Genomic DNA, 12,944 nt, shown 5'->3' with positions numbered 1-12,944 from the left:
TAGATTTATATTAAAAATAGTAAGTAATTTGTTAAATTACTTACTATTTTTAATAATTAATCAAGAGTATTTAAAAAACTTAGAACTTCATGAGAATTCCCACTGAAAATAACCTTTTCCTTTTTGTTTTCTAAAGAGTATTTATAAAGAGGATCATAGTAATCTTTAAGAAAGACCTCTATCCAATTCTTATGTTTTTCTAATCTGCCAGTTGATAATTGATTTTTAAAGGCAAGCTCAAGTTCATCTAGTACTATTTTGAATCTATCCCCACCTAATTTTTTCTTTAATCGGTCCATACTAGAATATATGTAATTAAACCATTCATTTAAACCTAACTCTTCACCAAATTTATTTTTATATTCTTTTTGTGCATCGATAACATATTCTTTTAATGTATTTTCAATACGCTCTTCTAGGGAAACATCTAAAAGAACTACATTTCCACTATGAAAATAATTAAATAAATCTAGTGGAATAAAGTTCCTTCCTACATTTTTTCCTTCATCTTCTAAAATAATATGTTTAAGGGCTTTTTCTTTATGTTTGATTAAAGAATAAGCTAAATTATTTTCAAAGTTTATTTGTGTTGGTTGAGGAGTAGTATGAGCACCAAAAGAGGAGCCTCTATGATTAGCTAGTCCTTCTAAATCTATTGAATTCTCTAATTTATTTAAAATTATAGTCTTCCCAGAACCAGTGAATCCTGTGAGAATTATAGGAGTATAATTTTGATTTTCTAAAGCTAATGAATCTATAAGATAATTACGAAAGGCCTTATATCCGCCTTCTATCCTATAAATTTCCTTTTTAAGCTCGTTTGTAATCCACTCTTGAGAAATTCTTGATCTTGAACCACCTCTAAAGCAATATAATATAGCATTAGGATTAGATTCTATAAATGATATCCAAGAGTTTACTCTATCATCTTTAGTTTTACCTGAAACTAATTTATATCCAAGCTTTGTAGCTTCCTCATTTCCTTTTTCTTTATAGCAAATCCCAATAATATGACGTTCCTCATTATTTAAAATAGGAAAGTTAAATGAATTTAAAAATGCTCCTTTTTCATATTCAATAGGAGCTCTTACATCTATAAGTGGTATTTCTTCTAAAACAATTTTTTTGAAATCATTAGTTAATGGATATTTAGTATTGATCATAATCAGTCCTTTTTAATTTAATATACTTGTTAATTATACTATTATTATAAGCTTTATTAAATATTATAAGAGTTTATTTAATAATAATAAAGGGAAATCTTAAAACTAATGAAATTTAATGTAAGAAATTGTATATAAAAATATTGAAAATGATTACATAAAATGTTAATATATGTATGGGATAAATATATTAATTAAATTATTTAGGGGGTCTTAATAATGTTTTTATTTGAAGCAATCCCATGGTATTCATTTGCTATGTGGATTGTAGTATTAATTGGACTTATTCTTATCAATGAAATTGCTCGTTCAAACAAATGGTTTTCACTAGCAATATTTTTAATTCTACCAATAGTTCTTACTTTTGAAGTATGGCCTAAAACTGCAGGGAAGGGTTCTAGTGTTGGAACTTGGTTCCATTGGGCAAAGGTTTATTCAGCACTGGCAGGATGTTTAGGGTTTATGGCTTTAAGATTTATTAAAGAAGCTAATACTAAAAAATATCTTTTAATTTTTCCACCATTAATATTATCTATAAATATTTTAGAAGCCGTTATTCGTGATTTTCAGTGTTATAGCTTAAATGGATTAGTAGATGGTGTTTTTATGGTTGGAGGACCATGGAATATTATGAATGGAATTGCAGGAATATTAAATATAATAACAATTTCGGGTTGGATGGGAATTGTTATAGGAAAAGATAAGTATAAAGATATGTTATGGCCAGATCAATTATGGTTTTGGATAATTGCTTATGATTTATGGAATTTTGCTTATGTTTATAACTGTGTTTCAGATCATTCTTTCTATGCTGGACTAGCTCTTTTATTATCTTGTACAATTCCAGCATTTTTTATAAAGAAAGGTGCATGGTTGCAACATAGAGCTCAAACTTTAGGAATATGGATGATGTTTGTTATGTGTTTCCCATCATTTGTTGATACATCAATGTTTGCAGTTAAATCATCACATAACGAATTAGCTTTATGGATAGTAAGTGGATTAGCCTTAGCATCAAATGTAGCAGTATTTATTTATCATTTCTATAAGATAGTAAAATATAAACGCAATCCTTTAAAAGTTGAAATCCATAATGATTTAGAAGCATATAATGAAATTTTAGCAAAGGGAAATATTACTCTATAATAAACGAAAAGCGTATGAACTGTAAAAGTTTCTACGCTTTTTATTTATATTTTAAGATTTTTAATGTATAAGCTTAAATATTTTTAATAGTTCTTAGTTGATAACTAAGATGAGCAGTAGGAAAATACAATAATTAAAGTTATGTGACATAGTTACATAAAAAACTCTTTTAATGATGTAAAATATCCACATAAGAAAAAAATAATAAATTTTAGGAGTGAAAATAGTATGTTTGGTTTATTTAATAAAAATTCAGGAAAAGTTATGAATGTAAATGATATTGATAATTTAATTGGAAAGATAGATTTAATTGATATAAGAGAACCATATGAATATAAAACAGGAAGTATAAAAAGTGCAAAAAATATTCCAATGGGAGATCTTTTATCAAATCCAGAAAAGTATTTAAAGAAAGATAAAGAGTATCACATATTATGTCAATCAGGGGGAAGGAGCTCATCAGCTTGTGGTAAGTTAACAAAGCTTGGCTTTAATGTAGTTAATGTAGCTGGTGGCGTTGGCTCATATGCAGGAAGTAAAAGAAAGTAGTATAAATATATATTAATAAAACCTTTGAGAGGGTTAAGGTATGAAAAAAAGAATATTAATAATTGGTGGTGTTGATAGAGGAGCTTCAGCAGTAGCAAGACTTAGAAGATTAAGCGAAGAAGATGAAATAATAATGTTTGAAAGGGATACTCATGTATCATTTTACGAATACTTTAATGATAAAACTACATAAAGAGAAAGTATAGAAACAAAATATAATTTTAAATAACAAAAAGGCTTCAAGAAAATTATCTTGAAGCCTTTTTAGGAGTAGTTTAATAAAGAGAAAGAGATAAAATACATAAATAGTTTATGTATTTTAAATGAATTTATACAAATTAATTAACAAATATAAAATTTATATAATTTTTAAAGGAATATAGAGTTAAGATATATATGTGTTAAAATATAGAGTGTTAGATAAAATATGTAAAAGTTAATTATAAAGATAATTTCTTTTATAAGTATATTTTATTTAAATGAGTAAAAAAACAATATAAGAATGGAGAGTGAAGTTATGAAAAGAGTAGAAGAAAGATTTTTAGAATATGTAAAAATAAATACTAAATCAGATGAAACAACTAGAAAGACTCCAAGTACAAAGGGGCAATTAATTTTAGCAGAAAAACTATGCAATGAGCTTAAAGAAATAGGATTAAAGGATGCAAAAATAAGTGAACATGGATATGTTTATGCTACACTAGAGAAAAACTGTAACAGAGATTTACCAGTTGTAGGTTTTATAGCTCATATGGATACAGCTCCAGATTATAGTGGAGAAAATGTAAATCCTAAAATTATAGAGAATTATGATGGAGGAGATATTAAGTTAAATGATTCAGTAGTACTATCTCCTAAATTTTCACCTGAATTAAAAGAGTATATAGGAAAAACATTAATTACTACAGATGGAAATACACTTTTAGGTGCAGATGATAAAGCAGGACTTGCAGAAATTATGACTGCAATAGAGTATTTAGTTAATCATCCAGAAATTGAGCATGGAACTATCAAAGTAGGATTCACACCTGATGAAGAAATTGGAGAAGGTGCAGATCATTTTGATGTTGAAGAGTTTGGAGCAGATTTTGCTTACACTATGGATGGTGGGAGACTTGGAGAGCTTGAGTATGAAAACTTCAATGCTGCTGGAGTAAAAGTTCAAATAAAAGGAGTTAATGTTCATCCAGGTTATGCAAAGAATAAGATGTTAAATTCAATAATGGTTGCTAATGAATTTATAAATAGTCTTCCATTAGATGAAGTTCCAGAAAAAACTGATAAGTATGAAGGCTTCTCACATCTTACAGATATAGAAGGAACTGTTGAAAATACATCACTAAATTATATTGTAAGAGATTTCTTTACAGATTCTTTTGAAGCAAGAAAAGAAAAGTTTAAAGCTATAGAAAAAGAATTGAATGAGAAGTATGGAGAAGGAACTGTAGTGGTAAGTATAAAAGATCAATATAGAAATATGAAAGAAAAAATTGAACCTGTTATGCATATAGTAGAAAATGCAAAAGAAGCTATGATAGATGCAGGTGTTACTCCAAATATTAGACCAATAAGAGGTGGAACTGATGGCGCCAGACTTTCATTTATGGGCTTACCAACTCCAAATATATTTGCAGGTGGAGAAAACTTCCATGGAAAGTACGAATATGTTCCAATAGAATCAATGGAAAAAGCTGTTGATGTAATAGTTAATATAGTTAAGAAATATAGTAAATAGTTATACTTTTTAATAAAAAAATTACTACAAGTTTATTAATTCTTGTAGTAATTTTTTGCGAATTTATTCTATTATGTTTGATGCCTTTTCCTCAGTATCTTTTGGAGCAATATTATTAGAAGTAGGAATTACATTAGTATCTTTATTGACGAAATTATTTAATACATTTGCTAAATCTACACCTGTTAAACTTTTTAACACTTCAAAGCCATTAGCAGCAACGTCAGTTACAATTTTAGAAACTTTTGATGCTCCTTGGCTACCACCATTATCTATTACTGTTAATTTATCTATTTGCTCTAATGGGCTTGCTACTTCTTTCATTACATCTGGCAATTTATTTACTATCATTTCAACTATTGCAGCTTCACCATATTTAGCCATTGCCTCAGCTAATCTGTCTTTTGCTTCAGCTTCGGCAATTCCTCTAGCCTTAATAGCCTCAGCCTCAGCTAAACCTTTAGCTCTTATTGCTTCAGCATCAGCTTGAGCTTGTATTTTTTTAGCATCAGCTTCAGCTATTGCTCTTACTCTTATTGCTTCAGCATCAGCTTCTGCTTGTCTAATTGCTTGTATTTTATGTGCTTCTGCAGCAACTTCAACTTCATACTTTTTAGCATCAGCAGGCTTCTTTACTTCTGCTATTAATTTTTTTTCTACAACTAAAGCTTCTTTTTCAGCAAGTTCAGCTTGTTGTTCAGCTAAAATTGAATTATTCTCAACTTCTTGCAATTTATAGGCAACGTCTGCATTTGCTTTTGCCTTGTCCTGTTCAGCTCTAAAGGATTCTAGTTTGATTTTTTTGTCTCTTTCACTTTGAGCAATTTGAGTTTCAGCTTCTAGTTTTGCTTTTTGACCTTCTCTTGTTGCACTTGCAGTTTTAATTTCCGTATCTCTTTTTCTTTCAGCTTCTGCTATGTCTGCTTCAGATTTTGCTGCTGCTATTTGAGGCTTGGCTCTATTTTCTAAGTAGCCTCCTTGAGTACTTATCTTTAAGATAGTATAAGATATCAGAACTAATCCCATTGATCCTAATTCATTTCTTATATCATCTTCAATTCTTTGTTCAAATGAAGCTCTATCTTCATTTATTTGTTCAACAGTTAAAGTAGATATAATACCTCTTAACTTACCTTCTAATATTTGCTCTACTATAGTTCTTATTACGGTTACTGTATTTTTTTCCCCACCATTACAGAATTGTTCTACTGCTTTTAATACGCTTTCATTATCACTTTTAACTTTTACAACTGCTGTACCAACTATATTTACAAATATACCTTGCTTCGCAGGTGCTTCATTTACATCTGTTGTCATTGAAATATTTTCTAGTGAAATAGTAGAAGATGTTTCTAATACGGGAATCATTAATCCCCCTCTTCCAACTAAAACTCTTTTTCTAAGTCCTGTGATTACCATTGCTTTATCAGCAGGTACTCTTCTCCAAAAAGATAGAAAGACTATTAATACTACAAGTACAATAATTATTATTGGAAGTGCATTTAATAATTTTTCAAGTAAAATATTCATTATTATTTCCCCCTTGTATAAATTTAGATTAATTCTATACTTATATTTTATCATAAATTTTTCATTATTATGAAATATTTACAAAGATTTTTTGCTACATAAACCTAAAACAATTTATATATATATTGGTAAAATATGTTTTTAAATGTAGGTATATATTGTATAATAAATATAAAAATTAAGTATGTAAGGAGAAGATTTAAGTTATCTTTAGTAATTATAATATAGATAGTAAATAATAATATAAGTATTGATAAAAGTAGAGATATAGAGGGATAAGATAGTATAAGAAGAAACAAGAGACTATCGAAAAGGTTAATAGAGTAATAGATAAACTAAAGCGTTCTAAAACAAAGAAAATCAACTTTAAAACAGTAGGCGAGGAAGCAGGAGTATATAAGGCTACTCTATATAATAATGATATTCTAAAAGAGCGTATATTAAGCCTTAGAGCTATTGAAAAAGGTGTTCCTAATGATAGTATGTTTCTACATCTAAAGATAAAATAAAGGAATTATATAAAGAAATAAAAAAACTTAAAGATAATAAAGAAAAACTAATAATTCAACTTATAGAAATGGAAGAACTTAAAGTTTAGAACAAAAATTGTAAAATAATGAGAATTAAAGAGTATTTATATTAACATAGGGAGGCCAGTTGTAATGGAGTTTTTAATAAGACCAATAGATATTGGAGATGGCAAAGGAATAAATGCACTTAGGCGTATGCCAGGAGTGTTTGAAAATATACTAGGTATTCCGTCAGAAAGAGTAAAACGTAATGAAGATTTCATTGTGAATATGGATGGTAACCAACACCAATTTGTAGCTATAACAAAAAATAAAAATGGTGAAGAACAAATTATTGGCTCCGCAGGTTTAACGATCAACGCAAATCCTCGTACACGCCATAGTGGTAGCATCGGAATTATGATTCACAAGGACTATCAGAATATGGGTGTCGGCACTGCTTTAATGGAAGCTTTACTTGATGTTGCGGACAATTGGTTGATGCTTATTCGTGTTGAGTTAACAGTTTTTGAAGATAATAAAAGAGCTATTCATCTTTATGAAAAGTTTGGTTTTGAAAAAGAAGGTCTTAAACGTCTTGCAAGTATTAGAAATGGTAAATATGAAAATGAATACTTAATGGCAAGGATTAACCCATCATATATTAAAGAATAAAATACTTAGTGTACTTTATTCTTATAAAGCGAATTAACTTCTTATTAGATAATAAAAAATGTATAAAGCGAAAGGAGGATAGATTTAGTGAGGGTTTTGTACTTATAAGAGATACTCTCACTAAAGATAAAATATGATGGGAGCAATTTTAATATTAATACTTTTATTAACTATTTATAATGTTATTTTTTATATTCCTAATAAGCTGAAGGCTCAGGATGAAAAAATATCATTACACTTTAAAGAATTATATATTCGATTAAATAGACTTGAAAAGATGATTAAAGACAATTCAAATGAAGTGGAGTGATAGAAAATTAAAAATAATGACTTATGCATAATATTGAAGATAGTTTTATGTTTATATATTAGCTGGACAAGTGTAGAGCTTAATAAATTAAGTTTAGCAGTTGTAGTTATTATATTAATTTATATAATAACTACATTTATTAGAAGGGTTTTATATAATAAATACAGATTTTCATCTGAGATGTTAACTATATTAGAGGTTTTACTTTCACTTTTATTTACCTTGAGATATATTGAATTTGGAGTTTTAATGATAAGCTTAAGTATGGCTGAGTATTTTATAAGTGAAAAGAAAAGAGTTGTATTAGGGATAATTTTAGCTAGTACTCCTTTATCTTTAGTACTTAAGTATCAGGAATTCAGTGATATAATTATGATTTTAGTTATTATATTAATAGCAATAATAAATGATAACATTCAATGTAGTAAACTTAAAAGATTTGAGGATATAGAAGAAAAACAACGAAAGTCTATAAATAAACTTCAAGACAAATTAGCTAAAGAAAGATATATACAAGAGCAAATTCTTCATACAGCAAGACTTGAAGAAAGAAATAAAATATCTACAAGACTTCATGATAAGATAGGGCATACTGTTTCAGGAACCCTGCTTCAGCTAGAAGCTATTAAACTTATAATAGATACAGATAAAGAAAATGCATACGTTATGTTAGATTCATGCACCGAAAATTTAAGAGCTGGAATGGAAGAGATAAGAATGGCTCTGAGAAATATTAAACCTGCAGAGGAAGAATTAGGTATTAATAGAATTAAAAAAATACTAGATGAGAAAATAAAAGGGACAAGCATTAAGGGAAAAGTAAATTACATAGGAGATTTAGATAAGATATCTTCAAGAATATGGTTATTATTTATACAAGCTATAACTGAACTTACAACTAATTCAATTAAATATTCTAGAGGAGATTTTATAACAATTAATATAGAGGTCTTAAAGAAATTTATAAAGTTAGAGGTAAAAGATAATGGAGAGGGCTGTAAGACTCTTAAAAAGGGAATAGGTCTTAGTAGTATAGAAGATAAAGTAAATAATATTGATGGAAAGTTTATTGTAAATTACGACAAAGAATTTGGGGTTATAATTTTAATTCCTTATTAACTAATAAGGGGGAACTAAAATGAGTATAAAGCTAGTACTAGCAGATGATGATGCTTTAATTAGAGAAAGTTTAAAGATCATTTTATCATCTCATAGTGAAATTGAAGTAGTAGGAGCATTTGAAAATGGAAAAGATGCAATTGAATTTTTATTAAATAATCATGTTGATATAGCATTGCTAGATGTTAGAATGCCTTTAATTAATGGAGTGATAGCAACTGGTGAAATATCTAGAAAAACAAATACGAAAGTAATTATTTTAACTACCTTTGATGAAGATGAATATATAAGGGACGGAATAAGAAATGGCGCTAAAGGTTATTTATTAAAAAATACTCATCCTAATAAAATAATAGAAACTATAAAAATGGTTAGTGAAGGAAATTGTGTTATTCAAGATGAAATTTTAATTAAGCTTAGCGGTAATTTAAACAAAGAAGAGATAAAAGAAAATAAATTAGATAAAAGTATATTTACTGAAAGAGAATTAGAAGTTATGAAAGCTATTTCAGAAGGATTAAATAATAAGGAAATTTCAAAATCTTTATATATATCAGAGGGGACAGTTAAAAATTATATAACCTCTATATTCCAAAAAACTGGACTAACACATAGAACTCAAATTGCAATTTATTATATAAAAGGAGAACAGTAGTCTATGTAAATTTATTTATTCCGTCGTTACGCTCCAAGTCAACATAAACTTACATAGACTACTTAAAAACTGAAGGAAATATATGACTTTTGTCATAGTTAAAAGGTGACCTTTGCTAGATTCTCTAGAAGGGTCTTTTTTATATAATATTAGTAAAGATATATTAGGCATCTGAAAATAAATAACAAGTCAAAGATGAGAAGTATATTTTGACTTATTTATTTTTTGAAGATGCCTTAAGGAGGAGAATCTTATGGAAGTTATAGAAATAAAAGATTTAGTAAAAAAATATGAGGATAATATAGCCGTTGATAATATTAATTTAAAGATAGAAGAAGGAGAAATTTATGGGGTTTTAGGACCAAATGGGGCAGGTAAAAGTACAACTATAAGCATAATTTGTTCGCTTTTACACCCTACATCTGGTGAGATTAAGGTTTTAGGAGAGGATATAAGAAAAAACTCTTTAAAGGTAAGAAGATGTTTAGGACTAGTTCCTCAAAATATTGCTATATATAGTGATTTTACAGCTTATGAAAATGTTAAATTCTTTGGAGAGCTTTATGGGCTAAGAGGTAGTGAACTTAAGGAAGGCATAGAAAATTCATTGGAATTTACAGGACTTTTGGAGTTTAAAAATAAAAAAGCAAAGGATTTTTCAGGTGGTATGCTGAGAAGATTAAATATAGCTTGTGCGATAATTCATAAGCCTAAGATATTAATTATGGATGAGCCCACAGTAGGGATAGATCCTCAATCTAGAAATCATATAATGCAGTCTGTTAAAGAACTAAATAAAAAAGGTGTAACTATAGTTTATACAACTCACTATATGGAAGAAGCGGAGGCTTTATGTTCTAAAATTGCTATTATAGATCAAGGAAAAATAATAGTTGAGGGAACTAAAGAAGAGTTAAAGGATATGGTAAGTGACAAAAGAACTCTAAATATAGGGCTTGAGGATATTTATAAGATAAATATTGAATCTCTAAGAAATGTTGAAGGAGTTTTAGATATATCTATAAATGAAAATAACCTTATTATAGCTTCATCAAAAGAGGTAAACAATCTAGATAAGATAATAAAAGTAGTATCAGATCAAAAATTAAAAATAACGGATTTAGGTTTTAAAGAAATAACATTAGAAACAGTATTTTTATCTTTAACTGGGAAAAAGTTAAGGGATTAGGAGGAAAAATTATGATTCCTATAATAAAAGCAACAATTTTGCATTGTATAAGAGATAAAAAGAATCATTTATTTATGATATTTTTTCCGTTATTTTTAATACTATTGATTGGAAGTACATTATCATCATACTTTAATAAAGTGAACAACAAAGCTGTTTTGAATGAAACAATTATATGCTATTTAGATGAAGGTTCTGATGAAACTAAAGAAGTTTTAAATGCATTTAAGAATGCAAAATTAGATGATGAAGAGGATTTATCAATTACTTTTAAAGAGATAAGTGATATAGAGGAAGGAAAAAAAGAAGTAAGAATTAATAGAGCTGTATTGTTACATTTAAAGGAGGATACTATAGAGTTTTATTCTAATAGTCAATCTTTAATAAAGCCATCCTTTGTATATGGAGTATTAAATGGAATTTCTAATAAGTTTAATGCTATAATGGAGGTTTATAGTATAAATCCTAGTAAGGTTAATGAGATAGTTAAGATTGAAAACACTAAGAATTATATAGAAGAAGAAAATATTACTTTAAATGAAAAGCCAAGTTCAATGGATTATTATGGTGTGGCAGAAATAGGTCTTATGATATTTTATTTTGTAACATTACCTCTATATAATATTAAAAATGATAGAAGAAATAGTATAAAAGATAGAATAAGCTTATCGGGAGTATCTACGAGTAAATATTATCTATCATCATTTATTGGATTTTTCTTATATTCTTTTGGAACATTAATGGTAACTTATTTATTAAGTAATATTATTTTTGATGTAAATTATGGTAAAAATTTATTTATAGTACCTTTGGCAATGTTACCATTTTTAACTATAGTAATTGGAGTAGGTATTGTAATACCAATGATTTTTAAAGAAGAAGAAATTTCAGGAACACTAATACAAAATATTATTATACCAGTTTTAGTATTCTTAGGTGGAGGATATATAGCATTAGATGACAACTTAGGTAGAGTATTAAATTTTATAACTAATATTTCTCCGTTGAGATGGTTTAATATAAGTATATTTAGATATATTTATTCAGGAGATTCATCAACTTTAATTAGATGGTTAGAAATTGGATTGATTAGTTTAATAATTACAATATTATTAATCTATATTATAGGGAGAAGGAGTGATAGAGTAAATGAAAAATATAATAGTATTAATTAAAAACAATTTAAAGATAGCTATAATAAAAAAGCCAATAGGGTTTATTATGTCTATTATTGCTCCTATTTTAATACTTTTGCTTATGTTAAATGTAATTAATATGAATTCAGGCTATATAACAGTTGGCATTATCGATAATGATAGTTCAAAAACTAGCAAGGATATTCTAGATTCAATTAAGAATTATGAGGGATTTAATGTAAGGGAAATCCAACAAAATGAGAAGAAAGATTTATTTTCAGAAAATGCTATAAATGCAGTTATAGAAGTAACCAGTGGATTCGAAGATAGTTTATTGAAAGGTGACACAAACCCAATAAAGATTACTTCTGTAGAAAATGATGATGTTGGAATGATAATAAGAAACTTAGTAAATGAGCAAATGAGCAATATAAATAGTATTGCAATAGCAGCAGAAGGAAATAAAGAGGTATATTATAAATCTTTAGATAATTATAGTAATAATTCATATATAAAGCTAGAAAGAGAAAGTTTAAATGATTTACATGAAGAGTATTCTTTTAGTCAAACGTTTATTGGTTTTATAATAATGTTTATGCTTATAAGAGGAATGAGTACTTCATATAGAGTATTTAAGGAAAAGGAGGAAAATGTATATAATAGAATATTTATGGCTCCTATAAAGACATATGAATATTATGTTGCTGATGCAATAAGTGGATATATATCAATATTACTTCAAGTTAGTCTAAGTATTATTGGTATAAAATTTGTTAAAGTACAAGTTGGAGTTAGCACTTTAGAATTATTTGCAATATTAAGCCTTGTAGGCCTTGTTTCAATTAGTCTTGCAATATGTTGTAGATCTTTTGCTAAAAATATAACTGAGGCTTCTAATATATTTAATTTTGCTAATATAATAATGGTAATGATAGGAGGAGCTTTTGTACCAATAGAAATAATGCCGCCTATAATAGAAAAAATATCATATTTTACTCCTGTTAGATGGGCTATTCAATCAATAATAGATATACAGCAAGGGGCAAGCTTTAATGAGATATATAAATATTTAATTATAATAGTATTATTTGCAGTAGCATTTTTTGTTATTGGAATCTATAAAACTTCTAAAGAAGAAAGAAAGCTTAGTATAAATTAATAATTTTGAGATATATAAAGTAGGAAGCTACACTAACGTGTAGCTTTTTTGTTAAAAGTTTACAGTTAG

General features: G+C 27.4%; 12 protein-coding genes. 10 read left to right on the top strand and 2 right to left on the bottom strand.

All coding sequences use genetic code 11. From position 1 onward, the window contains the following. Positions 1-56: 56 nt before the first annotated feature. Positions 57-1,163, bottom strand: a complete 1,107-nt coding sequence (mnmH, locus tag ACH36K_RS14115; RefSeq protein WP_411168248.1) for a tRNA 2-selenouridine(34) synthase MnmH — start codon at positions 1,161-1,163, stop codon at positions 57-59. A gap of 219 nt (positions 1,164-1,382) precedes the next feature. On the opposite strand from mnmH, the gene ACH36K_RS14110 reads away from it, so the two are divergent. The 4 genes from ACH36K_RS14110 (at position 1,383) to pepT (ending at position 4,593) form a co-directional block, all read left to right on the top strand. After that, positions 1,383-2,309: a DUF5692 family protein gene (locus ACH36K_RS14110; RefSeq protein WP_411168247.1), complete on the top strand. Its 927-nt coding sequence runs from the start codon at positions 1,383-1,385 to the stop codon at positions 2,307-2,309. A 228-nt stretch (positions 2,310-2,537) separates the two neighbouring features. Next, positions 2,538-2,858 carry a rhodanese-like domain-containing protein gene (locus tag ACH36K_RS14105; protein WP_411168246.1) on the top strand — a complete coding sequence of 107 codons (321 nt, stop codon included), beginning with the start codon at positions 2,538-2,540 and terminating at the stop codon, positions 2,856-2,858. 40 nt (positions 2,859-2,898) lie between these two features. Then, positions 2,899-3,051, top strand: coding sequence for a hypothetical protein (locus ACH36K_RS14100; RefSeq protein ID WP_411170731.1), 153 nt, complete (start codon positions 2,899-2,901; stop codon positions 3,049-3,051). A gap of 309 nt (positions 3,052-3,360) precedes the next feature. Continuing rightward, complete coding sequence (gene pepT, locus ACH36K_RS14095; RefSeq protein WP_411168245.1) at positions 3,361-4,593, top strand: peptidase T; 1,233 nt, start codon at positions 3,361-3,363, stop codon at positions 4,591-4,593. A 63-nt stretch (positions 4,594-4,656) separates the two neighbouring features. Here pepT and ACH36K_RS14090 read toward each other — a convergent pair whose 3' ends face one another. Then, positions 4,657-6,123 carry an SPFH domain-containing protein gene (locus tag ACH36K_RS14090; protein WP_411168244.1) on the bottom strand — a complete coding sequence of 489 codons (1,467 nt, stop codon included), beginning with the start codon at positions 6,121-6,123 and terminating at the stop codon, positions 4,657-4,659. A gap of 662 nt (positions 6,124-6,785) precedes the next feature. Here ACH36K_RS14090 and ACH36K_RS14085 point away from each other — a divergent pair. From ACH36K_RS14085 to ACH36K_RS14060, 6 genes are all read left to right on the top strand, one after another. Beyond that, a complete protein-coding gene (locus tag ACH36K_RS14085; RefSeq protein WP_411168243.1) occupies positions 6,786-7,307 on the top strand; it encodes a GNAT family N-acetyltransferase in 522 nt (173 codons plus the stop codon). A gap of 343 nt (positions 7,308-7,650) precedes the next feature. After that, the gene (locus ACH36K_RS14080; RefSeq protein WP_411168242.1) at positions 7,651-8,736 is read left to right on the top strand and encodes a sensor histidine kinase; all 1,086 of its coding nucleotides are present in this window, start codon (positions 7,651-7,653) and stop codon (positions 8,734-8,736) included. Between the two features lie 19 nt (positions 8,737-8,755). Next, on the top strand, positions 8,756-9,391 hold the full coding sequence (locus ACH36K_RS14075) for a response regulator (protein WP_411168241.1): 636 nt from the start codon (positions 8,756-8,758) through the stop codon (positions 9,389-9,391). A gap of 253 nt (positions 9,392-9,644) precedes the next feature. Beyond that, on the top strand, positions 9,645-10,580 hold the full coding sequence (locus ACH36K_RS14070) for an ABC transporter ATP-binding protein (protein WP_411168240.1): 936 nt from the start codon (positions 9,645-9,647) through the stop codon (positions 10,578-10,580). An 11-nt stretch (positions 10,581-10,591) separates the two neighbouring features. Beyond that, positions 10,592-11,755 carry an ABC transporter permease gene (locus tag ACH36K_RS14065; protein ID WP_411168239.1) on the top strand — a complete coding sequence of 388 codons (1,164 nt, stop codon included), beginning with the start codon at positions 10,592-10,594 and terminating at the stop codon, positions 11,753-11,755. After that, positions 11,730-12,875, top strand: a complete 1,146-nt coding sequence (locus tag ACH36K_RS14060) for an ABC transporter permease (protein ID WP_411168238.1) — start codon at positions 11,730-11,732, stop codon at positions 12,873-12,875. Before ACH36K_RS14065 ends, ACH36K_RS14060 begins: the two co-directional genes overlap by 26 nt. Positions 12,876-12,944: the final 69 nt, after the last annotated feature.

Origin of the sequence: Clostridium sp. MB05 (assembly GCF_046581255.1) — a bacterium.
In the GTDB taxonomy this organism is placed as follows: Bacteria; Bacillota; Clostridia; order Clostridiales; family Clostridiaceae; genus Clostridium.
This window is presented reverse-complemented; position numbering and strand designations above follow the sequence as displayed.